Annotated in this window: 22 protein-coding genes; 13 read left to right on the forward strand and 9 right to left on the reverse strand. The window is 72.1% G+C overall.

Going from position 1 to position 23,547, the window contains the following annotated elements; genetic code table 11:
- Window positions 1-74 precede the first annotated feature (74 nt).
- The 4 genes from ACSU6Z_RS23860 to gcl all read left to right on the forward strand — a co-directional run bounded on the left by ACSU6Z_RS23860 (window position 75) and on the right by gcl (window position 6,055).
- A complete protein-coding gene (locus ACSU6Z_RS23860; RefSeq protein WP_437048580.1) occupies window positions 75-1,745 on the forward strand; it encodes an AMP-binding protein in 1,671 nt (556 codons plus the stop codon).
- Entirely contained in the window at window positions 1,742-3,334 is a 1,593-nt protein-coding gene (locus ACSU6Z_RS23865) for an AMP-binding protein (RefSeq protein WP_437048581.1), read from the forward strand. Before ACSU6Z_RS23860 ends, ACSU6Z_RS23865 begins: the two co-directional genes overlap by 4 nt.
- A gap of 470 nt (window positions 3,335-3,804) precedes the next feature.
- Window positions 3,805-4,149, forward strand: a complete 345-nt coding sequence (locus ACSU6Z_RS23870; RefSeq protein ID WP_437048583.1) for a hypothetical protein — start codon at window positions 3,805-3,807, stop codon at window positions 4,147-4,149.
- A gap of 121 nt (window positions 4,150-4,270) precedes the next feature.
- The gene (gcl, locus tag ACSU6Z_RS23875) at window positions 4,271-6,055 is read left to right on the forward strand and encodes a glyoxylate carboligase (RefSeq protein WP_437048585.1); all 1,785 of its coding nucleotides are present in this window, start codon (window positions 4,271-4,273) and stop codon (window positions 6,053-6,055) included.
- Between the two features lie 755 nt (window positions 6,056-6,810).
- Here gcl and ACSU6Z_RS23880 read toward each other — a convergent pair.
- The 3 genes from ACSU6Z_RS23880 to ACSU6Z_RS23890 form a co-directional block, all read right to left on the reverse strand.
- Window positions 6,811-8,274 carry a catalase gene (locus ACSU6Z_RS23880; RefSeq protein WP_437048587.1) on the reverse strand — a complete coding sequence of 488 codons (1,464 nt, stop codon included), beginning with the start codon at window positions 8,272-8,274 and terminating at the stop codon, window positions 6,811-6,813.
- Window positions 8,275-8,484: 210 nt separating this feature from the next.
- On the reverse strand, window positions 8,485-9,375 hold the full coding sequence (locus ACSU6Z_RS23885) for a 2-hydroxy-3-oxopropionate reductase (RefSeq protein ID WP_437048589.1): 891 nt from the start codon (window positions 9,373-9,375) through the stop codon (window positions 8,485-8,487).
- A 42-nt stretch (window positions 9,376-9,417) separates the two neighbouring features.
- The gene (locus ACSU6Z_RS23890; RefSeq protein ID WP_437048590.1) at window positions 9,418-10,275 is read right to left on the reverse strand and encodes a TIM barrel protein; all 858 of its coding nucleotides are present in this window, start codon (window positions 10,273-10,275) and stop codon (window positions 9,418-9,420) included.
- A gap of 134 nt (window positions 10,276-10,409) precedes the next feature.
- On the opposite strand from ACSU6Z_RS23890, the gene ACSU6Z_RS23895 reads away from it, so the two are divergent.
- The 8 genes from ACSU6Z_RS23895 to ACSU6Z_RS23930 all read left to right on the forward strand — a co-directional run bounded on the left by ACSU6Z_RS23895 (window position 10,410) and on the right by ACSU6Z_RS23930 (window position 17,743).
- Complete coding sequence (locus tag ACSU6Z_RS23895) at window positions 10,410-10,661, forward strand: hypothetical protein (protein ID WP_437048591.1); 252 nt, start codon at window positions 10,410-10,412, stop codon at window positions 10,659-10,661.
- Complete coding sequence (locus ACSU6Z_RS23900; RefSeq protein WP_437048593.1) at window positions 10,658-11,026, forward strand: helix-turn-helix domain-containing protein; 369 nt, start codon at window positions 10,658-10,660, stop codon at window positions 11,024-11,026. Before ACSU6Z_RS23895 ends, ACSU6Z_RS23900 begins: the two co-directional genes overlap by 4 nt.
- A 279-nt stretch (window positions 11,027-11,305) precedes the next feature.
- Window positions 11,306-11,824: a 2-oxo-4-hydroxy-4-carboxy-5-ureidoimidazoline decarboxylase gene (gene uraD / locus ACSU6Z_RS23905; protein ID WP_437048594.1), complete on the forward strand. Its 519-nt coding sequence runs from the start codon at window positions 11,306-11,308 to the stop codon at window positions 11,822-11,824.
- Window positions 11,821-12,219: a hydroxyisourate hydrolase gene (gene uraH, locus ACSU6Z_RS23910; RefSeq protein ID WP_437048596.1), complete on the forward strand. Its 399-nt coding sequence runs from the start codon at window positions 11,821-11,823 to the stop codon at window positions 12,217-12,219. The genes uraD and uraH overlap by 4 nt, the downstream gene beginning before the upstream one ends.
- A 4-nt stretch (window positions 12,220-12,223) precedes the next feature.
- Complete coding sequence (gene pucL / locus ACSU6Z_RS23915; RefSeq protein ID WP_437048598.1) at window positions 12,224-13,147, forward strand: factor-independent urate hydroxylase; 924 nt, start codon at window positions 12,224-12,226, stop codon at window positions 13,145-13,147.
- Window positions 13,148-13,210: 63 nt separating this feature from the next.
- A complete protein-coding gene (locus ACSU6Z_RS23920) occupies window positions 13,211-14,620 on the forward strand; it encodes a nucleobase:cation symporter-2 family protein (protein ID WP_437048599.1) in 1,410 nt (469 codons plus the stop codon).
- Window positions 14,621-14,694: 74 nt separating this feature from the next.
- Window positions 14,695-16,080, forward strand: a complete 1,386-nt coding sequence (locus tag ACSU6Z_RS23925; protein WP_437048601.1) for an 8-oxoguanine deaminase — start codon at window positions 14,695-14,697, stop codon at window positions 16,078-16,080.
- Window positions 16,081-16,360: 280 nt separating this feature from the next.
- Entirely contained in the window at window positions 16,361-17,743 is a 1,383-nt protein-coding gene (locus tag ACSU6Z_RS23930; RefSeq protein WP_437048602.1) for a nucleobase:cation symporter-2 family protein, read from the forward strand.
- Between the two features lie 265 nt (window positions 17,744-18,008).
- On the opposite strand, the gene ACSU6Z_RS23935 is transcribed toward ACSU6Z_RS23930, so the two are convergent.
- The 6 genes from ACSU6Z_RS23935 to ACSU6Z_RS23960 all read right to left on the reverse strand — a co-directional run bounded on the left by ACSU6Z_RS23935 (window position 18,009) and on the right by ACSU6Z_RS23960 (window position 22,712).
- Window positions 18,009-18,419 carry a RidA family protein gene (locus ACSU6Z_RS23935; RefSeq protein WP_437048604.1) on the reverse strand — a complete coding sequence of 137 codons (411 nt, stop codon included), beginning with the start codon at window positions 18,417-18,419 and terminating at the stop codon, window positions 18,009-18,011.
- 461 nt (window positions 18,420-18,880) lie between these two features.
- Window positions 18,881-19,345, reverse strand: coding sequence for an acyl-CoA thioesterase (locus ACSU6Z_RS23940; protein ID WP_437048605.1), 465 nt, complete (start codon window positions 19,343-19,345; stop codon window positions 18,881-18,883).
- Between the two features lie 62 nt (window positions 19,346-19,407).
- Window positions 19,408-20,061, reverse strand: coding sequence for a hypothetical protein (locus ACSU6Z_RS23945; protein WP_437048607.1), 654 nt, complete (start codon window positions 20,059-20,061; stop codon window positions 19,408-19,410).
- Window positions 20,062-20,148: 87 nt separating this feature from the next.
- On the reverse strand, window positions 20,149-20,355 hold the full coding sequence (locus tag ACSU6Z_RS23950) for a DUF397 domain-containing protein (protein ID WP_437048609.1): 207 nt from the start codon (window positions 20,353-20,355) through the stop codon (window positions 20,149-20,151).
- A complete protein-coding gene (locus ACSU6Z_RS23955; RefSeq protein ID WP_437048610.1) occupies window positions 20,352-21,215 on the reverse strand; it encodes a helix-turn-helix domain-containing protein in 864 nt (287 codons plus the stop codon). Before ACSU6Z_RS23955 ends, ACSU6Z_RS23950 begins: the two co-directional genes overlap by 4 nt.
- 288 nt (window positions 21,216-21,503) lie before the next feature.
- Complete coding sequence (locus ACSU6Z_RS23960) at window positions 21,504-22,712, reverse strand: pyridoxal phosphate-dependent aminotransferase (protein WP_437048611.1); 1,209 nt, start codon at window positions 22,710-22,712, stop codon at window positions 21,504-21,506.
- Window positions 22,713-22,799: 87 nt separating this feature from the next.
- Between ACSU6Z_RS23960 and ACSU6Z_RS23965 the strand changes: the two genes are divergently transcribed.
- Window positions 22,800-23,450 carry a winged helix-turn-helix transcriptional regulator gene (locus ACSU6Z_RS23965; protein ID WP_437048613.1) on the forward strand — a complete coding sequence of 217 codons (651 nt, stop codon included), beginning with the start codon at window positions 22,800-22,802 and terminating at the stop codon, window positions 23,448-23,450.
- Window positions 23,451-23,547: the final 97 nt, after the last annotated feature.

Here is a 23,547-nt window from a genome sequence, read left to right on the forward strand (position 1 = left end):
GTAGTGAGACCTGCATCACGGATTACACGATGGCAGCGAGCCGCCCGGCAATGGTCCGGCACCGAGGAGGACAGATGACGACGGCGACGGAACTCTTCCGCAGGGCACGCGACTTCCTGCTGGAGCACCGCGAGGACTATGCCACCGCCTACGCGGGCTTCGCCTGGCCCCGCCCGGAGCGCTTCAACTGGGCGCTCGACTGGTTCGACGTCATCGCCGACGGCAACGACCGCACCGCGCTGCACATCGTCGAGGAGGACGGCTCCGAGGTGCGGGTGTCCTTCGCCGAGATGTCCGCCCGCTCCGACCGGGTCGCGAACTGGCTGCGGGAGCAGGGCGTCGCCGCCGAGGACCGGGTGCTGGTCATGCTGGGCAACCAGGCCGAACTGTGGGAGACGGCGCTCGCGGCGATGAAGCTGCGCGCCGTCGTCATCCCCGCCACCCCGCTGCTCGGCCCCGCCGACCTGCGCGACCGCGTGGAGCGCGGCCGGGTGAGGCACGTGATCGTCCGCGCCGGGGACACCGGCAAGTTCGCCGGCGTGCCCGGCGACTACACGCGCATCGCGGTCGGCGGCGCGGACGGGGACTGGCTGCCGTACGAGGACGCCCGCGCCGCCCCCGGCACGTTCACCCCGGACGGCCCGACCTACGCCGACGACCCGCTGATGCTGTACTTCACCTCGGGCACGACGGCCCGCCCCAAGCTGGTCGAGCACACCCACGCCTCGTACCCGATCGGGCACCTGGCGACCATGTACTGGATCGGCCTCGAACCCGGTGACGTGCACCTGAACATCTCCTCGCCCGGCTGGGCCAAGCACGCCTGGTCGAACCTGTTCGCCCCGTGGAACGCGGAGGCGACCGTCTTCCTGCACAACTACACCCGGTTCGACGCCGCCCGGCTGATGGCCGAGATGGACCGTGCGGGCGTGACCACCTTCTGCGCCCCGCCCACCGTGTGGCGCATGCTCATCCAGGCCGACCTGACCCAGCTCGCCACCCCGCCGCGCGAGGTGGTGGCCGCCGGTGAGCCGCTGAACCCCGAGGTGATCGAGCAGGTCCGCCGGGCCTGGGGCGTGACCATCCGAGACGGCTTCGGACAGACGGAGACGGCCGTGCAGGTCTCCAACAGCCCCGGCCAGGTGCTGAGGACCGGCTCGATGGGCCGGCCCAGCCCCGGCTACCGCATCGAACTCCTCGACCCGGTCACCGGCGCGCCCGGCGCCGACGAGGGGGAGATCGCCCTGGACCTGTCCGACCGCCCGGTGGGCCTGATGGCCGGCTACCACGGCGACGCCGACCGCACCGCCGAGGTGATGGCCGGGGGCTACTACCGCACCGGCGACATCGGCGCACGGGACGAGGACGGATACCTGACGTACATCGGGCGCAGCGACGACGTCTTCAAGGCGTCCGACTACAAGATCTCCCCGTTCGAGCTGGAGAGCGCGCTGCTGGAGCACGAGGCGGTCGCCGAGGCGGCCGTCGTCCCGGCGCCGGACGAGCTGCGCCTGGCCGTCCCCAAGGCGTACGTCGTCCTGGCGGCGGGCTGGGAGCCGGGACCGGACACGGCGAAGGTGCTGTTCGAGCACTCCCGTCAGGTCCTCGCCCCCTACAAGCGCATCCGCCGCCTGGAGTTCGGCGACCTGCCCAAGACCGTCTCCGGCAAGATCCGCCGCATCGAGCTGCGCGAGGCCACCGCGGCCGGCTCCGGGGCCGAGTACCGCGAGGAGGACTTCCGGTGACCGCGCTCTCCTACGCGCACGGCACGAGCGGCACGGCCCTGCTCGGCGACACCCTCGGAGCCAACCTGGACCGCGCCGTGGCCACCTGGCCGGACCGCGAGGCGCTCGTCGACGTGCCGTCCGGGCGGCGCTGGACGTACGCCGAGTTCGGCGCGCGGGTCGAACGGCTGGCGTCCGCGCTGCTCGCCTCCGGGATCACCAAGGGCGACCGGGTGGGCATCTGGGCCGTCAACTGCCCCGAGTGGGTCTTCGTCCAGTACGCGACCGCCCGCATCGGCGCGATCCTGGTCAACATCAACCCGGCCTACCGCGCCCACGAGGTCGAGTACGTCCTGAAGCAGTCCGGCGTCCGGCTGCTCGTCGCCTCCCCCAGCCACAAGAGCAGCGACTACCGGGCGATGGTCGAGGAGGTCCGGGGCAGGTGCCCCGAGCTGCGCGAGGCCGTGTACATCGGCGACCCGGGCTGGGAGGCGCTGCTCGCCCGGGCGACCCCCGCTCCCCGCCACGAAGAGCTCTCCTGCGACGACCCGATCAACATCCAGTACACCTCGGGCACGACGGGCTTTCCCAAAGGAGCGACCCTCTCCCACCACAACATCCTCAACAACGGCTACTTCGTCGGGGAGACCATCGCTTACAGCGAGCAGGACCGGGTCTGTGTCCCCGTGCCCTTCTACCACTGCTTCGGCATGGTCATGGGCAACCTCGCGGCGACCTCGCACGGCGCCTGCGTGGTCATTCCGGCACCGTCCTTCGATCCCGCGGCGACCCTGCGCGCGGTCCAGCAGGAGCGCTGCACGTCGCTGTACGGCGTGCCCACCATGTTCATCGCCGAGCTGAACCTCCCGGACTTCGCCGCGTACGACCTGTCCTCCCTGCGCACCGGCATCATGGCGGGCTCGCCCTGCCCGGTGGAGGTGATGAAGCGGGTGGTCGCCGAGATGCACATGGAGGAGGTCTCCATCTGCTACGGCATGACGGAGACCTCACCGGTCTCCCTGCAGACCCGGATGGACGACGACCTCGAACACCGCACCGGCACCGTCGGCCGTGCCCTGCCGCACATCGAGGTCAAGGTCGTCGACCCGGCGACCGGCGCCACCCTGCCCCGCGGCACGGCCGGCGAGCTGTGCACCCGCGGCTACAGCGTGATGCTCGGCTACTGGAACGAGCCCGAGAGGACCGCCGAGGTCGTCGACGCCGGCCGCTGGATGCACACCGGCGACCTCGCGGTGATGCGCGAGGACGGCTACGTCGAGATAGTCGGCCGCATCAAGGACATGATCATCCGGGGCGGGGAGAACATCTACCCGCGCGAGGTCGAGGAGTTCCTGTACGGCCACCCGAAGATCGCGGACGTCCAGGTCGTCGGCGTGCCGCACCAGCGCTACGGCGAGGAGGTCCTCGCCTGCGTGATCCCGCGCGACGCGGCCGACCCGCTCACCCTGGAGGAACTGCGGACGTACTGCGAGGGGCGGCTCGCCCACTACAAGGTGCCGAGCCGGGTGCAGAACCTCGACGCCTTCCCGATGACCGTCTCGGGGAAGGTGCGCAAGGTGGAGCTGCGGGAGCGCTACGCGGCGCGGTGAGGGCGGAAGGGGCCCACCGGACCGGCCCCAGGTGCGGGCGGCCCGCGGACGCGGGGCAGACGTGGAGCCGCGGGCCGTAGCCTCGGGCGACGTCGATCACGGTGTGGTTCGCCGGGGGGAGTGCCGGGAGGCCCGGTCTGCTTCAGGGCGGCCGGCGGCTCGGGCCGGCCGGCCCCGGAGATGCCCCCCGTCCACGTCACCGGGGGCAACGACTACGACACCCGGGTGGACATGACCGTCGGGGACCAGGAGGAGTCCTTCGGCATCGGGAGGGACGCCTGGACCGCGGTGGGCGGGAGCGCGCACGAGCGGGGCCGCGAGCACTTGCCCGCGGAGATCGGGGCTTCCCGGTGGCCCTCCGCCGGGCGCCTCCGTCCGATCCGCCACCGAGGAACCCGCCGACGCGACACACCGGAGCCGCGCGCCCGACCGCGGGGCCGCCGGGCACGACCGCCCCGCCGGCCGCCGCCGTGACGAGCCCCTCCTCCGCCTCCTCCGGCGCCGTCCGCACCCGTACCGCGCAGGTCGCCGTCGGCGACCACGACCGCGGCTGCTCCGGCGTCCTGGTCGACGCCGAACGGCTGCTCACCGCGGCCGGCCACCCCGCCGGCGGCCCGGCCGCGAGCCTCGCGACGCCCGCGGGCAAGCCCCGGTCGAGGGCCACCGCGACCATCGGCCGCACCGGCCCTCGGGCACCGCGGGTGCCGTTCGGGGCCGTCGAGCCGGTGCCGCGTGCCGCGATGCCCGCGGGCACGTCCCTCGCCGGCCTCCGGACCTTCCCCGTCCGCCCGCGTCCCGACCGGTCCATCCCTTGACGGCCTCGGAACACCCCCCTACATTGCTTCCAGATCGCAGAAACTAACTTCCATAATACGGAATTGCTCACCGCGGGGCGCGACGGGAGTGCGAATCCGACAGCCGAAGCAGGAGTACTCGATGGCTCGTATGACCGCTGCCCGCGCGGCAGTTGAGATCCTCAAGCGTGAGGGCGTCACCGACGCGTTCGGTGTGCCGGGCGCGGCGATCAACCCCTTCTACGCGGCGCTCAAGGCCTCCGGCGGCATCACCCACACCCTCGCCCGCCACGTCGAGGGCGCCTCCCACATGGCCGAGGGCTACACCCGGACCCACCCGGGCAACATCGGCGTCTGCATCGGCACCTCCGGTCCGGCCGGCACCGACATGATCACCGGTCTGTACTCGGCGACCGGCGACTCGATCCCGATCCTGTGCATCACCGGCCAGGCGCCGACCGCGGTGATCCACAAGGAGGACTTCCAGGCCGTCGACATCGCCTCCATCGCCAGGCCGGTGACCAAGATGGCGGTCACCGTCCTGGAGGCCGCGCAGGTCCCCGGCGTCTTCCAGCAGGCGTTCCACCTCATGCGCTCCGGACGCCCCGGCCCGGTCCTGGTCGACCTGCCGATCGACGTCCAGCTGACGGAGATCGAGTTCGACCCGGAGACCTACGAGCCGCTCCCGGTCTACAAGCCGGCCGCGACCCGCGCCCAGGCCGAGAAGGCGATCGGCATGCTCAACGCCGCCGAACGCCCGCTGATCGTCGCGGGCGGCGGCGTCGTCAACGCCGACGCCGCCGACCTGCTGGTGGAGTTCGCCGAGCTGACCGGCACCCCGGTCGTGCCGACCCTGATGGGCTGGGGCGTGCTGCCCGACGACCACGAGCTGAACGCCGGCATGGTCGGCCTGCAGACCTCGCACCGCTACGGCAACGCCACCTTCCTGGAGTCCGACTTCGTCCTCGGCATCGGCAACCGCTGGGCCAACCGCCACACCGGCAGGCTGGACGTCTACACCGCGGGCCGCACGTTCGTCCACGTCGACGTCGAGCCCACCCAGATCGGCAGGATCTTCGCCCCGGACTACGGCATCGCCTCCGACGCCGGGGCCGCCCTGGAGCTGTTCGTCGAGGTCGCCAAGGAGCTGAAGGCGGCCGGCCGGCTGCCCGACCGCTCGGAGTGGGCCGCCGCCGCGCAGGAGAAGAGGGCCACCCTTCAGCGCCGTACGCACTTCGACGACGTCCCGATCAAGCCGCAGCGCGTGTACGAGGAGATGAACAAGGCGTTCGGGCCCGAGACCCGGTACGTCTCCACCATCGGCCTCTCCCAGATCGCCGGCGCCCAGATGCTGCACGTCTACCGCCCGCGGCACTGGATCAACTGCGGTCAGGCCGGCCCGCTCGGCTGGACCGTCCCGGCCGCACTCGGCGTCGCCAAGGCCGACCCGGACGCGCAGGTCGTCGCACTCTCCGGCGACTACGACTTCCAGTTCATGATCGAAGAACTGGCCGTCGGCGCCCAGCACAAGATCCCCTACATCCACGTGCTGGTGAACAACTCCTACCTGGGCCTGATCCGGCAGGCGCAGCGGGCGTTCGAGATCGACTTCCAGGTCAACCTGGAGTTCGAGAACATCAACTCGCCCGAGCTGGGCGTCTACGGCGTGGACCACGTCAAGGTCGCCGAGGGCCTCGGCTGCAAGGCGATCCGGGTCACCGACCCCAGCGAGCTGGGCGCCGCCTTCGAGCAGGCCAAGAAGCTCGCCGCCGAGCACCGGGTGCCTGTCGTCGTCGAGGTGATCCTGGAGCGCGTCACCAACATCTCCATGTCGGGCACCAACGACATCTCCGACGTCGTGGAGTTCGAGGAACTGGCGACCGAGCCGGAGCACGCCCCCACCGCCATCAGGACGCTGAAGGCCTGACGGCCCCCGCGCACCACCGCAGCGGCCCCCTCCCACCGGAGGAGGGCCGCTGTCGTGTCCGCCCGCCGGGCGCCGTTCACTGCCCCCCGCCCCCGCCCCCGCAGCCGCCCCGGCTCCTGCCGCGATCCCCGTGGTACGGGGGCCGGACGCCGCCCCGGCCGCGGCTCCGGGCCGACCACGGCGGCCGTGACGGTGGCACGCGTTCCGGCCCGAAACGGGTCGATCCCGTACGGTGCCGGCGGGGCCGGCGGCCGCCGGTTCACGACGGAGCCCCGGCAAAGGCCCGCCGCCCCGTGCCGGCGGGCCCCGCGCGGCGGGTGTGCCCGCGGCCGGGCGGTCCGAGCCCGCCGGGTCCGGAGGTTGATTCGAGGACGCCGTGGCGCGCCCACGGCCGTCGCCGTAGGCGCGCGGCCACCGAAACCCCGGACGCGCACGCGGAAGCGCCGGATGCGGGACCGTCCGCATCCGGCGCTCCTGGCCCGGTGAGGGTCTGTGTTCGCGGGCCGGCCGTCCGGCGGGCCCCCGGGCGGGGACGGGCGGCCGGGACCGCGGCGGCTGCGACGGGAACCGGGCCCCCTCCCCTCAGGTCGAAGGAGGGGGCGCCGGGCCCTTCACCACCGCACTGGCTCGCAGGCCGCCGCGGTCCTCGTCCTGCCCGCGGCGCACCGGCCGGCCACCCCTCATCCGGGCCGCCGGTGCCGCGGGCCGCGCGTACGGACCCGGCCTTCCCGCCGAGGTCCGTACGCGAGCCGGTGTCAGTCCTCGCGCAGGGCGCGGACCGCCTCCTCCACGCGCTTGCCGTAGTCGGCGTCGGCGGCGTGGAAGTGGGCCAGGTTCTTCTCGATCACGTCGTCGCGGGAGACCCGCGACAGGCCGCCGGCGATGTTGGCGACCAGGCGCCGCTTCTCCTCCTCCGACATCAGGCGGTACAACTCGCCGGCCTGGAAGAAGTCGTCGTCCTTGGCGTGCTGCGGGGCCGCGTGGGTGCCCGTGTGGCCGCGGACGGCCAGCGGCGCCGACAGCGGGCGGCCGGTCTGGACCGGGCCGTCGTAGGAGTTCGGTTCGTAGTTCTTGGCGTACCGGCCCTGGGAGTTGGACGCCATGAGGCCGTCGCGGCCGTAGTTGTCCGCACCGCCGGGCACGGCCCTGGGGGCGTTGACCGCGAGCTGGGTGTGGTTGACGCCCAGGCGGTAGCGGTGCGCGTCCGCGTAGGCGAACAGGCGGCCCTGGAGCATCTTGTCGGGGGAGGGGCCGATGCCCGGAACGAAGTTGTTCGGGGAGAAGGCGGCCTGCTCGACCTCGGCGAAGACGTTGTCCGGGTTGCGGTCCAGCACCAGGCGGCCCACGCGCTTGAGCGGGTAGTCCTTGTGCGGCCACACCTTGGTCAGGTCGAACGGGTTGAAGCGGTAGTCGGCCGCCTCGTGTGCCGGCATGAGCTGGACGTGGAGGGTCCAGGACGGGTGCACGCCGCGCTCGATGGCCTGGAGCAGGTCCGTCTGGTGGGAGTCGGGGTCCTTGCCCGCGATCTCCTGGGCCTGCTCGGTGGACAGGCAGCGGATGCCCTGGTTCGTCTTGAAGTGGTACTTGACGAAGAAGGCCTCGCCCTTGCCGTTCGTCCACTGGTAGGTGTGCGAGCCGTAGCCGTTCATGTGGCGGTAGGACGCCGGGATGCCGCGGTCGCCCATCAGCCAGGTCACCTGGTGGGTGGCCTCGGGGGAGTGGGCCCAGAAGTCCCAGACGTTGTCCGGCTCCTGCCTGCCGGTGAACGGGTCGCGCTTCTGGGAGTGGATGAAGTCGGGGAACTTGATCGGGTCCTTGACGAAGAACACCGGGGTGTTGTTCCCGACCAGGTCGTAGTTGCCTTCCCGGGTGTAGAACTTCACCGCGAAACCGCGCGGGTCGCGCACGGCGTCCGCGCCGCCGAGGTTGCCGGCCACGGTCGAGAAGCGCACGAAGACCTCGGTGCGCTTGCCCACCGTGTCCAGGAAGTCGGCGTGGGTGTAGCCGGTGACATCGTCGGTCACCTCGAAGTGGCCGTGGGCACCGGAGCCGCGGGCGTGCACTACGCGCTCCGGGATGCGCTCGCGGTTGAAGCGCGCGAGCTTCTCCAGCAGGTGCTGGTCCTGGAGCAGGAGCGGGCCGCCGACGCCGGCGGTGGCGGAGTTCTGGTTGTCGGCGACCGGGGCGCCGGACTCTGTCGTGAGCACGCGCTGCGACATCGTGGACCTTCCGTGCGAGGAGTCAGCGGAAACTTGTTTCCGCTTCGTGGAGCGTAAGTTCAGGCGTTCAGTGCGTCAACAGTTTGTTGAAGTCAATTCCGGGCCGGTGCCGGGCCGTTCCGATCCGGTACCGGGTGGCACCGCCGCCTGGGCGCGACAGGACAGGTGTCGGCGGCGGTGCCACCCGGAGATCTGGGGTGGGGCGCCGCGTCAGACCCGGGCGCCGGAGAGGCGCTCCACGGCCCGCAGTAGTGCCGAGTGGTCCAGGCCGCCGTCGCCCTGGGCGCGCAGGGAGGCGACCAGCTGGGCGACCACGGCGCCGACCGGCAGGGCGGCGCCCACGTTGCGCGCGGCGTCGGTGACGATGCCCATGTCCTTGTGGTGCAGGTCGATGCGGAAGCCCGGCTTGAAGTCGCGGGTGAGGAAGTTGTCCTTTTTCCGCGTCAGCACGGTGGAGCCGGCCAGGCCGCCGTTGAGGACGTCCAGCGCGGCGGCGAGGTCCACGCCGGACTTCTCCAGGAAGACCACGGCCTCGGCGCACGCCTGGATGTTGACCGCGACGATGAGCTGGTTGGCGGCCTTCACCGTCTGGCCCGAGCCGTGCGGGCCGCACAGCACGATGGTCCTGCCCAGCGCCTCGAAGATCGGCCTGGCCTCGTCGAAGTCGGCCCGCTCGCCGCCGACCATGATGGACAGCACGGCCTCGATGGCGCCGGCCTCGCCGCCGGACACCGGGGCGTCGAGCACCCGGACGCCCTTGTCCCTGGCGTTCCTCGCCAGGTCGACCGAGGTCTGCGGGGTGATCGAGGACATGTCGATCAGCAGGGCACCGGACCTCGCGTTCTCCAGGATGCCGTCCGGGCCGTAGGCGACCGCCTCGACCTGCGGGGACGCGGGCACCATCGTGATGACGACGTCGGCGTCGCGCACCGCCTCGGCGATCGAGCCGGCCGCGGTGCCGCCGGCGGCGGCCAGGCGGTCCAGCTTCTCCTGCTCCAGGGTGTAGCCGGTGACCTGGTAGCCCGCCTTGACCAGGTTCTCGGACATGGGGGAGCCCATGATGCCGAGGCCGATCCAGGCGATCTTGGGGAGCGTGCTCATGGTGGGGTGCCTCTCTGCGGTGCTCTTGACATCAGGGGGTGTTCAGCGGGCCGCTCGGGCCTCGCGGGGCAGCCAGTCGAAGGCCTGCGCGCTCGGGCGGTCGCCCGGCTTGTACTCCAGGCCGACCCACCCGTCGTAACCGGCCTTCGCCAGCAGGCCCAGGAGTTCCTCCAGCGGGAGCGAGCCCGTGCCCGGCGCCCCGCGGCCCGGGTTGTCGGCGATCTGCACGTGACCGGTCTTCGCGGCGTACCGCTCGATGACCCGCGGCAGGTCTTCGCCGTTCATGGACAGGTGGTAGAGGTCCATCAGGAACCGCGCGTTGCCCAGGCCGGTCGCCTCGTTGACCTTGTCGACGACCTCGACCGCGGCCGGCGCCGACACCAGCGGGTACAGCGGCGACTCGGGCTTGTTCAGGGCCTCGATCAGGAGGACGGCGCCGATCCGGTCGGCCGCGCGGGCCGCGCGGACCAGGTTCTCCAGCGCGAGCGCGTCCTGCTCGGCCGGGTCCGCGCCCTCGACGCGGTTGCCGTACAGCGCGTTGAGCGCCTCGCACCCCAGCGACCGGGCGAAATCGGCGGCCACGTCGATGTTGGCGCGGAACCCGTCCGACTCCTCGCCCGGGACCGACAGGGCGCCGCGGTCCGGGCCGGGGAGCCGCCCGGCGTAGAAGTTCAGGCCCGTGAGCCGGACGCCCGCGTCCTCGATGGCCTTCCTCAGGGCGTCGAGCTCGGACCGCTCGGGGACGGGCGCGTCGATCCAGGGCCACCACAGCTCGACCGCGGTGAAGCCGGCCGCGGCGGCGGCCGCGGGACGCTCCAGGAGCGGGAGTTCCGTGAAGAGGATCGACAGGTTGACGTCGAAGCGCTGGTCTGCGGCGGTGCTCCACGCGAAACCTGGCATCGGGCCGCGCTCCCTTCCGTGTCGAGTTTCCGTAATGCGAAAGTTCATTTCTGAGTAATGGAAGATTGCCGCCGGGTGTCGGGGGTTGTCAAGAGGGGTCCGCGGAAACGGTCACCGCGCGTTAGGTTGGGCGGGTGCGATTGAGAGTGGAGTTCACGACCGAGCCCTTCGACCTGGACCAGGCGCCGCCGCACGCGGTGGTGGCCCGCGAGGTCGTCGAGGCCGCCGAGCTGGAGGCGGTGGACGTGGGCCCGTTCGGCAACACCGCCGAGGGCCGCGCCGACGCGGTGCTCACCGCCGTGGACGCGCTGCTGCGCAGGACCCTGGAGGCGGGGGCCACCCGGATCTCGCTCCAGGTCAACGTGGTCGGGGAGGGCGAGCGGTGACCGGCTTCGCGGAGGAGCCGTTCGTCGCGGCCGTCAAGCCGCTGGTCGACGCGATCGGCGGCCAGATACTCCCGCCCGACGAGGCCGGCCGGGACGACGTCGTGCTGTCCTGGGAGGGCAGCGACGTCGTCGCCGTGCGCCTGCCGCAGCTCGCCGACTCCCTGGACCGCATCCTGGCCGCCATGGAGCGCGGGCGGGGCAGGCCGCTGGCCGAACTGGACCGCAAGGCCAAGCAGGAGGTCGTACGGACCCTGGAGGCGCGCGGCGCCTTCTCGGTGCGGCACGGCGTGGAGACCGTGGCGAGCGCGCTGGGCGTCAGCCGCTTCACCGTCTACAACTACCTCAACCGCGAGAAGGGCGCCTGACCGAGCCCCTCCGTCCGGCCTGGCCGCCCCCTCCCGGCCAGTCCGGGCCCCCGCGTCCCGGCCCTCGTCGAAAGCCGCCGTTCCGGCCCCGGAGCGGCGGCTTTCGGCTCTCCCGGGGCCCGCGGCGCGACTCCCGACGGCCCCTCGGGCAGGGGCCGGTGCACGCCGCGATGGCCGCCCGTATTTGTTACCCCGAATTTTCAACAAACTGTTGACGGCGTGTTTCCGAGGGCGTTAGCTATCGGCACGCCCGTTCAGCACAAGGCCACGGAGGCTCCCGTGACGTCCACTTCCACGCCGCCGGGCCTGGCCCGATTCAACGCCCTCGACCAGGACGCGGCCCTCGCCGCGCTCCACGAGGCGTGCTCCTCCACGGCGTGGGCCCGGCGACTGCTCGCCGCCCGCCCCTACGCCACCACCGAGCACCTCCTCGCCGCCAGCGACGCCGCCATGGCCGAGCTGACGGCCGAGGACCTCCGGGAGGCGATGGCCGGCCACCCGCCGATCGGCCGTCCCAGACCCGGTGACCCCACGTCGGCCCGGGAGCAGAGCGGCATGGCCGGCGCCTCCGACGAGCTCAAGTCGGAGATGCTCGAACTGAACCTGGCCTACCAGGAGAAGTTCGGCCACGTGTTCCTCGTCTGCGCCACCGGCCGGACCGGCGAGCAGATGCGCGACGCGGTCAGGGAACGGATCGGCAACCCGCCCGAGCGGGAGCGGGAGATCGTCCGCGCCGAACTGGGCAAGATCAACCGCATCCGGCTCTCCCGACTCGCCGAAGAGGACGCCCGAGCATGAGCACCAGTACCACCGCCTCCGTGTCCACGCACGTCCTGGACACCAGCGCCGGCCGCCCGGCCGAGGGCGTCACCGTCCGTCTCGCCGCCCGAGCCGGCCGCGACGCGCAGTGGCAGGACCTCGGCGGCTCCGCGACCGACGCGGACGGGCGGTGCAAGGACCTGCCGGCCCCGCCGGAGGGCACGACCCACGTACGGCTCGACTTCGAGGTCGAGCGGTACTTCGAGCACACCGCGAAGAAGCAAGCCGATGCGCAGCAGGACGCCCCCGCGACTCGGGACAGCGGCACGTTCTTCCCGGAGGTGGCGATCACCTTCGCCGTCGAGCCCGGTGAGCACTACCACGTACCGCTGCTGCTCAACCCGTTCGGCTACTCCGTTTACCGAGGGAGCTAGCTAAATGCCCACGATCCTGGGACAGAACCAGTACGGCAAGGCCGAGAACCGAGTCGTCAAGATCACGCGGGACGGCGCCACCCACCACATCAAGGACCTGAACGTCTCCGTCGCCCTGTCCGGCGACATGGACGAGGTCCACTACTCGGGCTCCAACGCCAACGTCCTGCCGACCGACACCACCAAGAACACGGTGTTCGCGTTCGCCAAGGAGTACGGCATCGAGTCCGCCGAGCAGTTCGGCATCCACCTCGCCCGTCACTTCGTCACCTCGCAGGAGCCGATCCACCGGGCGCGCATCCGCATCGAGGAGTACGCCTGGGAGCGGATCGAGACCTCCGACGCCAACAGCAAGTTCATCGGCGCCGACGAGGTCAAGCACTCCTTCGTCCGCAAGGGCCAGGAGGTCCGCCTCACCCAGGTCACCTACGACGGTGAGAAGTGGGAGGTGATCTCGGGCCTGAAGGACCTGGTCGTGATGAACTCGACCAACTCCGAGTTCTGGGGTTACGTCAAGGACGAGTACACGACGCTCAAAGAGGCGTACGACCGCATCCTGGCCACCCAGGTCTCCGGCCGCTGGCGGTTCAACTGGAACGACGACGAGCAGAAGATGCCCAACTGGGAGAAGTCCTACGAGCAGACCCGCAAGCACATGCTCCAGGCCTTCGCCGAGACCTACTCGCTCTCGCTGCAGCAGACGCTGTACCAGATGGGTTCGCGCATCATCAACCACCGCAGCGAGATCGACGAGGTCCGCTTCTCCCTGCCGAACAAGCACCACTTCCTGGTGGACCTGGAGCCGTTCGGGCTGAAGAACGACAACGAGGTCTACTTCGCCGCCGACCGTCCCTACGGCCTGATCGAGGCCACCATCCTGCGGGACGGCTGTGAGCCCCGTATCCCGGTCGACATGACCAACCTCTGACGCGGGACGCGCGCCCCCGGCCCGGCACCGGGTCCGGGGGCGCGCCACACCGGAGGGAACACCATGGCACAGCCCGCAAAGGGGCCGGCACAAGCCCCCTGTTCCACCCCGCCGGAGCACACCGAGGACGCCGTCACGTCCGTGCACCCGGTGGACGAGAAGCTCCGCCCCTCGCGGCTCGTCCCCGCCGCGCTCCAGCACATCGCCGCGATGTACGCAGGCGTCGTCACTCCTCCGCTCATCATCGGCCAGGCCTGCGGCCTCGACCTCGCGGCCCGCACCCGGCTGATCGCCGCGAGCCTGCTCATCGCGGGCGTCGCAACCCTGATCCAGACCATCGGCGTCAAGGGCTTCGCCGGCAACCGGCTGCCCTTCGTCAACGCCGCCTCCTCCGCGGGCATCGCCCCGATCCTCGCCATCGCCGAGACCAACGGCAAGGGCGACCAACTCCCCGCCGTCTACGGCGCGGTGATGGTGGCCGGAGCCTTCTGCCTGGCCGTCGGTCCCTTCTTCGGGCGGCTGCTCCGCTTCTTCCCGCCCCTGGTCACCGGCGTGGTGATCACGCTCATCGGCGTCACGCTGATGCCGGTGCCCGTCGGCTGGGCCCGGGGCGGCGACGAGGGCGCCCCCGACTTCGGGGCCATGCCGAACCTCGCGCTCGCCGGGTCCACCCTCGTCGTCATCCTGCTGATGCAGCGCTTCGGTAAGGGCTTCCTCAAGCAGGTCGCCCTGCTGTTCGGCCTGCTGGTCGGCACCCTGGCCGCCATCCCGTTCGGCATGGCCGACTTCAGCGCGATCTCCTCCGCCCCGATCGCGGCGCTGCCCGCGCCCTTCGCCTTCGGCACGCCCGTCTTCCAGCCCGCGGCCGTCCTGTCGCTGTGCATCGTGATGCTGGTCCTGATGACCGAGTCGTCCGCCGGCATGCTCGCCCTGGGCGAGATCTGCGACCGCCGCGCGGACTCCGGGACCCTCACCCGCGGCCTGCGCACCGACGGCCTCGCCACCCTGATCGGCCCCGTCTTCGGCGGCTTCCCCACCTCCGCCTTCGCCCAGAACGTCGGCGTCGTCTCGCTGACCCGGGTACGCAGCCGCTACGTCGTCGCCGTCGCCGGCGCCACCCTGCTGGTCCTCGGTGCCTTCCCGGTCCTCGGCGCGGTCGTCTCCCTGGTCCCCATGCCGGTCCTCGGCGGCGCGGGCATCGTGCTGTTCGGCTCGATCGCCGTCAGCGGCATCCGCACCCTGTCGGAGGCCGGACTGGACGACAGCTCCAACATCGTCCTGGTGGCCGTGGCGCTCGGCACCGGCATCATCCCGCTGGCCGCGCCGACCTTCTACGCCGAGTTCCCGGCCTGGGCGCAGACCGTGCTCGGCTCCGGCATCAGCGCCGGTGCGATCGCCGCCGTCGCACTGAACCTGTTCTTCCACCATCTCGGCACCCGGGGCCGCACGGCTCCGGCACTCAAATCCCCCTAGGGTCCTGCCGTGCCCTCCCCGTGGGTGGGAACCCGCCCGCCCACGGGCCGCCACCGAGACACGAAGGAAGCAGCATGGCACCATCGGCAGCCCAGCGGGTCGTGATCGAGAACTGCGCGATCGCGACCGTGGACGCGGGCGACACGGAGTACGCCTCGGGGCATCTGGTCCTCGCCGGCGACAGGATCGAGTCCGTCGGCGCGGGCAGGGCACCGGAGGGCCTGGAGAACGTGGTGCGCCGCATCGACGCCACCGGTCACCTGGCCACACCCGGTCTGGTCAACACCCACCACCACTTCTACCAGTGGATCACGCGGGGCCTGGCCACCGACCACAACCTGTTCGACTGGCTGGTGGCGCTGTACCCGACGTGGGCCCGCATCGACGAGCCGATGGTGTACGCGGCGGCCCAGGGGTCGCTCGCCATGATGGCCCGCGGCGGTGTCACCACCGCCATGGACCACCACTACGTCCACCCGCGGGGCTCCGGCGACCTGTCCGGCGCGATCATCCGCGCCGCCCGGGAGACGGGCGTCCGCTTCACCCTGGCCCGCGGGTCCATGGACCGCGGCGAGAAGGACGGCGGCCTGCCGCCGGACTTCGCCGTGGAGAGCCTGGAGGACGCGCTCGCCGGCACCGAGGCCACCGTCGAGGAGCACCACGACGCCTCCTTCGGCGCGATGACCCAGGTCGCCGTCGCGCCCTGCTCGCCCTTCTCCGTCTCCACCGAACTGCTCCGGCAGGGCGCCGAACTCGCCCGCCGGCTCGGCGTGCGCCTGCACACCCACGGCTCGGAGACCGTGGAGGAGGAGAAGTTCTGCCACGAGCTGTTCGGCATGGGCCCCACCGACTACTTCGAGTCCACCGGCTGGCTCGGCGAGGACGTGTGGATGGCGCACTGCGTCCACATGAGCGACTCCGACATCGCCGCCTTCGCCCGCACGGGGACCGGCGTCGCCCACTGCCCCTCCTCCAACGCGCGCCTGGCGGCCGGCATCGCCCGCGTCCCCGACATGCTCGCCGCCGGGGTGCCGGTCGGCCTCGGCGTCGACGGCACCGCCTCCAACGAGTCCGGCGAACTCCACACCGAACTGCGCAACGCCCTGCTGGTCAACCGCCTCGGCACCCACCGCGAGGCCGCCCTGACCGCCCGCCAGGCGCTGCGCCTGGGCACCCACGGCGGCGCGCGGGTCCTCGGCCGGGCGGACCAGATCGGATCCCTGGAGGCGGGCAAGCTCGCCGACCTGGTGCTGTGGAGGATGGACACCCTCGCCCACGCCTCCATCGCCGACCCGGTCGCCGCGCTCGTCCTCGGCGCCCCGGCCCCGGTCACCGCCTCCTTCGTGGGCGGCCGCCAGATCGTCGAGGACGGCCGGCTGCTCACCGTCGACGAGGACGCCGTCGCCCGCTCCACGCGGGACGAGGCGCGGCGGCTCGCGCGGATCGCCGCGCGCGGCTGAACCCCGTACCCCGGTACGGCACTCGGTCACCGGCCGGGAGGGACGGCTCCCGGCCGGCAGCCGCGGACCCGAGCGGGGTCCGCGGCGGCCGTCCCCGGGGCGCGCGTGGACGCGCGCGCCCCGGCACGGTTCCCGTTCTCCCGAACGGCCCGTCCCGGTCCCTCCCCGCACTCTCGGCTCCGCTCGTCGAGCAGGGGGAGGAAACCCCCCATGACCACCCGCACCACCTCCATGACACCCACGTCGACGGAGACGTGTAACCGACCGGAGGAGAGCCGCCGTGGCCGACCACCCCGTAGACGAGAAGCTCCCACCCGTGAAGATGGCGACCACGGGCCTGCAGCACGTGGCCGCCATGTACGCGGGAGTCGTCGCCCCGCCCCTGATCGTCGGCGCGGCCGTGGGCCTCTCCGGCGTCGAACTGACGTTCCTCACCGGCGCCTGCCTGTTCACCGCGGGCCTCGCCACCCTCCTCCAGACCCTCGGGGTCTGGAAGATCGGCGCCCGCCTGCCCTTCGTCAACGGGGTCACCTTCGCCGGCGTCGCCCCCATGACGGCGATCGTCGCCTCCACCGACGACAAGTCCGACGCCCTGCCGGTCATCTTCGGCGCGGTCGTCGTCGCCGGCGTCCTCGGCTTCCTCGCCGCCCCCTTCTTCAGCAAGGCGGTCCGCTTCTTCCCGCCGGTGGTCACCGGCACCGTCATCACCCTGATCGGCGTCTCCCTGCTGCCCGTCGCCTTCGGCTGGGCCCAGGGCCCCAGCCCCGCGGCGGACGACTTCGGCTCGGGGACCAACCTGGGCCTCGCGGCCGTCACCCTGGTCATCGTCCTGCTCCTGCGCCGCTTCACCCGCGGCTTCGTCAAGCAGATCGCCGTCCTGCTGGGCCTGGTCGCGGGCACGCTCGTCGCGATCCCCTTCGGCGTCACCGACTTCGGGCCGGTCGCCGACGCGGACGTCGTCGGCTTCCCGACCCCGTTCCACTTCGGCGCGCCCCAGTTCCAGATCGCCGCGATCGTGTCCATGTGCGTCGTCATGGTCGTCTCCATGACCGAGTCCACCGCCGACATGCTGGCCCTCGGCGAGATCGTCGAACGCCCGGCCGACGAGAGGACCATCGCCGCCGGACTGCGCGCCGACACCCTCGGCTCCGCGCTCAGCCCGCTGTTCAACGGCTTCATGTGCAGCGCCTTCGCGCAGAACATCGGCCTGGTGGCGATGACCCGCATCCGCAGCCGGTTCGTCGTCGCGGCCGGCGGCGGCTTCCTGATCCTGATGGGCCTGTGCCCGATCGCCGCCTCGCTCATCGCCGTCGTACCGCGCCCGGTCCTCGGCGGCGCGGGCGTCGTCCTCTTCGGCTCGGTCGCGGCCAGCGGCATCCAGACCCTGGTGCGGGCCGGCCTGGACAAGGACAACAACGTCCTGATCGTGGCGGTCTCCCTGGCCGTCGGCATCATCCCGATCACCGAGCCGGAGTTCTACCACTCCTTCCCGGAGACCGCGAAGATCATCCTGGACTCGGGCATCTCCACCGGCTGCGTGGCCGCCGTCCTGCTGAACCTGGTCTTCAACCACATCGGCAAGGGCCGGGACGCGCAGGACGTGACCCATCCGATGGAGGCGGGGGAGGAGATCAAGGGGGTACGGCCGGCGTCCGCGCACTGAGCCGCGCCGGGGAGGCCTCCCCGGCGCCCGGCCAAACCCCTCGCGCGCAGGTGCCGCACCAGCGGCAGCGGCCACCGTGAGGGGGAAGCGCGGTGACCGTGCCCCGCCGGCGAGGCCTGACCGAGCGGGCCGCCGACGCCGCGATCGACTCCGCCTGCCGCGATGGCCGGCCGCCCTGACGGGAGGCCGGCCATCGCGCGTTCGTGGTGCTCCCGTCAGGTACTTCCGGTCCGGCCGGCTCGGTCGCCGCGGTGGGCCATGGGCCTCAGGAGTCGAGCACCGCGGCCACGGCCTCGATCTCGACGAGCTGGTCCTCATAGCCGAGCACGGTGACGCCCATCAAGGTGCTGGGGACGTCATGGTCGGCGAACGAGTCCCGGACCACCTCCCAGGCAGCCACCAGATCCTCCCGCCGGGCCGATGCGACGAGAACCCTGGTGCTGATGACGTCCTGGAGTGACGCGCCGGAGGCAGCGAGAGCGGCCCGCATGTTCTCGATCGCTTTCGATGCCTGACCCGCGTAGTCCCCGATCGCTGCCGTCGAGCCGTCGTCGTTGAGGGGACACGCCCCGGCGAGGAAGATCAGGCGGGAGTCGGCGGGCGCCGTGGCCGCATAGGCGTACTCGGCGATGTCGGACAGGGAGGCGGAGCGGATCAGCGTGACGGCACGAGCCACGGTCGTCGGGTCCTTTCCCTCAAGAGGTGGGCGCGGACATCCTGTCAACGACCCGCCGGCACCCGCCTCCCCTTTTCCCGCCACCCCCTCGGCAATGCCGACGTCTCCGGTCGGCACTCGCGGTCCGGGTGATCACCAGCTGACTCCGGAACCCGTGGGGAGACGCTGTTGCCAGTGCTCAACGAACCCACGGTCCGGCCGCGACCCGGAGTAACGGCAGAAGGACCGGCCGACCGCCCGGGAGCCGTGGCCCACGGCTCGTCCCGCTCCGAGGCGGCGTACTTCCGGCACCGCGTCGGGAGTGCGCCGTCCCGTCCGCGTCCTCCGCTGCCCGCCCGTGGGGCAGGCCGTCCCGGTGGTCTCGTCGGCCAGCCCCGTTCCTCACCCGGGACATGAGTGATCCCCACAGCGGGCAGGCCCGCGCGGGGAAGACACCGACAGGCCGTCGCCCGCCGCTGCCACTACCGGGAACGCGGCTCAGGACACGAACTGTCGTCGGAGCGCCGGAGTCCGAACAGGCCGGGATCGGCGGCCAGTTCCTCGAACCGCCGTCGCGGATCGGCCACCAGCCGGCGCTCCCGCAGGTCCAGCAGTCCGCCGACCGCCTCGATCTCGGCCGCCACCGTGCCGTCCGCCTTGCGGATCGTCTGCCGGATCCGGAACGTCTTGCCCTCGCCCCATTCGAAGCCGCAGCTCACCTCCACCTCGTCACCGGCGAGCAGCTCCCGCCGGTAGCGGACGGTGGTCTCCAGCACCACCGGGCCCACGCCCCGGGCCATGAGGTCCGCCTGCCGGATCCCGGCCGCCTGGAGCAGCGACCAGCGGGCGTGCTCCGCGTAGTTGAGATACACGGCCTGGTTGAGGTGACCCTGCACATCGGTCTCGTACCCGCGCACGGTCACCGGTACGGAAAACGGCTCGCTCACGGCTGCTGCCTCTCGACGACGTCGTGGACCTTCCGACCGGCCGATCCTGACACGACGGACCGTCACACCTTGCGCGGGGACGCCAGCAGGTAACGGTCCCTCGTCCGCGGCTCCGCGTGCTCACCGACGTGCCACCCCGCCCGCTCCAAGGTGGCCGCGCAGGCCCGCAGCGCCGCCCCGTCGGGCTCGTGCACGGCCACGGCGTCCGGCTGCGGGGTCGCCCGCACCCGGTAGCCGCCGAGGCCGTCCGGGCCGGCCGGACGGTGGCCGGCCGCCTCCAGGGCGAGCGCGGCGGCCTGCACCAGGTGCGACCGCTCCCAGCCGCACGGCCGGTCCGTCGCCCCGTCGGCGTTGGTCATCCGGCGCAGCTCCAGCAGCCCCTGCCAGGCACCGCGCACCTCGCGCAGTCGCGCGGGCCCCACCGCGCCCGGCACCTCCTCCTCACCGCCGACCCGCGCGGCGAACACGCCGTCGGCGGTCGCGGCGGCCCCCTGCCCGGCGGGCCCGGACGGCTCCCCGGCCCCGGCGTTCCCGGCCTCGCGCACCCGGTGCCCGGCCGGCGTCAGGTAGTGGTCGTGCGGTGGCCGCGGATGCCGGAAGGCCAGCCCCCGCTCCACCAGCGCCGCGAGCTGCGCCCGCGTCCCCCGCAGCCGCCCCGTGACGGGATCGGCGGCGTCGATGACACGCCGCTGGGCGGCGGTCGGCGGTCGTGTCACGGCGTGCTCCTTCCTCGGTGCCTGGCGGGTCGCGCCGACGCCCCGCGGCCGGTACGGGACCGGACGCGGGGCGCGGCGGGCCGTACGTCAGTGATCGGCGGCGTACGAGACGAAGGCGGCCCACTGCTCCGTCCCGAAGGCGAGCCGGGGGCCCTGCCCGTACTTCGAGTCGCGTATGTGGATGGTGCCGGGGGTGGAGGCGACCTCGACGCAGGCCGCGCCGTCAGGGTTGCTGTGGCTGCTCTTGAACCACTCCAGCTCCAAGCTGTCACCGGCCGAGGACTTCATGCTCATGTCTCTCCAAGGAGTTTCTCGATGAAGGCCAGCGACTCCCGTGGGGTCAGGGCCTGAGCCCGGATGATCCCATAGCGCAGCTCGAGCAACTGGACCTCCTTGGGATCAGAGATCAGTCGGCTGGTCAGCTGCACCTCGTTGTGCCCCACGGTCTTGCCCTCCCGAAGCCTCAGCAGGTGAAAAGGGCCGTCGAGACCGGAGTTGTCCTCACAGTCCAGCGGGAGCACCTGGATCTCCACGTTCCGCATCTGGCCGATCTCCAACAATCGTTCGAGCTGTCGGCGCAGCACCATTGTGCCCCCGATGCATCGGCGCAAGGTTGCCTCGTCGTGGATGAAGCTGAACGAGGGGATCATCTGCTCGCTGCCGATGACGGCCTGGCGGGCCAGACGCGCTGCCACCCGCCGCTCCAGCTCATCCTCGGAGAACACCGGGCGCCGCGTGCCGAAGACCGCCCGCAGGTACTCCTCCGTCTGCAACAGCCCGTTGACCACGGAGTTGTCGTAGGCGCAGATCTCGACGGCCTCCGCCTCCAGCTTGGCCAGGTCCCGCACCTTCTTCGGATACCGGGCCTCCTCCACGTCCTTCCTCAGCCCGAGGATCATCCCGCCCGTCCGGAGGACCCGGTCCGCCCCCTCCAGGAACGGCCCCTTCGGCGCCCGCCGCCCCCGCTCCACCGACGACACCTGCTCCTCGCTGTAACCGATCGCCGCGCCCAGCTCGGCCTGGGTCATCCCCGCCCGCTCCCGGCACATCTTGACGACCCTGCCGACCGTCCGCAGGACGGCCGCCGACTCGTCGTCCCCGCCGTACGGTTCCGTCCCGTCGACGCACCGCGGTCCCTGCCCCGTCACGTCCATGCCCGACACCTCCCTGTGCCGCCCGGACCCAACTCCCCACCGGTTCCCGAGGTCACGCGCCGCCGCCCGGACACTTCCGGACAGGGACCGGACAACGGCGTCGCGTACCGCCGACGGCGCCGTTCGGCGTGGAGCACTCTGGCCAACCGGGGGGACGGGGACGCCGGCACCGCCCAGCGCACGGTCCGGCACTCCGGCATCCGCCTCCCGGCCGCCCGTGCTCCGTGCCCGGCCGGCACAGGGGGCCCGTCACGAACCGGAGCGGGGTGCCGGCCGGGCGCCGGGCGGCTACTGCCGGTACCCGCCGAGGAACCGCCCGATCCGCCCGATCGCCGCCTCCAGGGTGTCCGCGTGGGGCAGGGTCAGGATGCGGAAGTGGTCGGGATAGGGCCAGTTGAAGCCGGTGCCCTGGACCACCTGGATCTTCTCCCGCAGCAGCAGGTCCAGGACGAACTTCTCGTCGTCGTGGATCTTGTGGACCTTGGGGTCGAGGCGCGGGAAGGCGTACAGCGCTCCCTTCGGCTTCACGCAGGACACGCCCGGGATCTCGTTGAGCCGCTCCCACGCCACGTCGCGCTGCTCGCGCAGTCGCCCGCCCGGCGCGGTCAGCTCGCGGATGGACTGGCGGCCCCCGAGGGCGGCCTGGATGGCGTACTGGGCGGGCGTGTTGGCGCACAGGCGCATGGAGGCCAGCATGGTCAGGCCCTCCAGGTAGTCCTTGGCGTGCTGCTTGGGGCCGGTGACGACCAGCCAGCCGGAGCGGAAGCCCGCCACCCGGTACGTCTTGGACAGGCCGCAGAAGGTGAGGACCACCAGGTCGGGGGCGAGGGCGGCGGCCGAGTGGTGGACGGCGCCGTCGTAGAGGATCTGGTCGTAGATCTCGTCGGCGAAGACCATCAGGCCGTGGCGGCGGGCCAGGTCGAGGATGCCCTCGACGATCTCCTTGGGGTAGACCGCGCCGGTCGGGTTGTTCGGGTTGATGATCACGACCGCCTTGGTGCGGTCGGTGATCTTCGACTCCATGTCGGCCAGGTCCGGGTTCCACTCGGCCTGCTCGTCGCACAGGTAGTGGACCGCCTTGCCGCCCGCGAGGGTCGTCACCGCCGTCCAGAGGGGGAAGTCGGGGGCGGGGACGAGGATTTCGTCGCCGTCCTCGACCAGGGCCTGTACGGCCATGGTGACCAGCTCCGAGACGCCGTTGCCGAGGAAGACGTCGTCGACGCCGACCTCCAGGCCGAGCGTCTGGTAGCGCTGGGCCACGGCCCGGCGGGCGGAGAGGACGCCGCGCGAGTCGGTGTAGCCGTGCGCCCGCGGCAGCATCCGGATCATGTCCTGGATGATCTCCTCCGGCGCCTCGAAGCCGAAGGCGGCCGGATTGCCGGTGTTGAGGCGCAGGACGCTGTGGCCCGCCTCCTCCAGCGCGTTGGCGTGCTCTATCACCGGGCCGCGGATCTCGTAGCAGACCTCGCTGAGCTTGTTCGACTGCCGGAACTCCATGAGCGGCTTCCCCTCCGGTATCTGGTGTTGCTTGGTTTTACCAAGTTGGGGCTTGGAAAGTCCAACAACTTGTCTAGACTGCGCCGCATGTCACCCCGCACTCGCCGAAGTTACGACCAGTACTGCTCCGCCGCCCGCGCCCTCGACCTCGTCGGCGACCGCTGGACCCTGCTGATCGTCCGTGAGCTGCTGGCCGGTCCGCGGCGCTACACCGACCTGCACGCGGACCTGCCCGGCGTCAGTACGGACGTACTGGCCTCACGGCTGAGGGACATGGAGCGCGACGGGCTGGCGACCCGCCGCCGGCTGCCACCGCCCGGCGCCGCCTACGTCTACGAACTCACCAGCCGCGGCCGGGAGTTGTTGCCCGTCCTCCAAGCGCTCGGGAGGTGGGGCGCGGCCGAGCTGGGGGAGCGGCGGCCCACGGACGCCGTGCGGGCGCACTGGTTCGCGCTGCCGCTGCTGCGGGCGCTGGAGGCGGTGGGCGGGAGCGCGGCCGAGGGTCTGGTCGAAGTGCGGCTGGAGGAGGGGGACTTCCACGTCCGCGTCGGCGCCGCGGAAGGTCCCGTGTACGGCGACGGGCCGGCCCCCGCGGAGCCCGACGCCCGGCTGGTCCTCGACGCCGCGACGTGTGCGGCGATCGGCCGCGGGGAGACCGGCCTGGCGCGGGCCGTGGAGGAGGGCCGCGTCGAGGTGACGGGCGAGGGGCCGCTCGCCAAGGCGCTCCGGGAGGCGTGAGGAACGGCCGGAGGGCCCGCCGCGCGTGAGCGGCGGGCCCTCCGGCGGGGTCCTTCGTCCGGCCCCTCGTCGGGCCCTCCGGCGGACCCTCCCGCGA

Origin of the sequence: Streptomyces sp. enrichment culture (assembly GCF_964273145.1) — a bacterium.
Classification (GTDB): Bacteria; Actinomycetota; Actinomycetes; order Streptomycetales; family Streptomycetaceae; genus Streptomyces.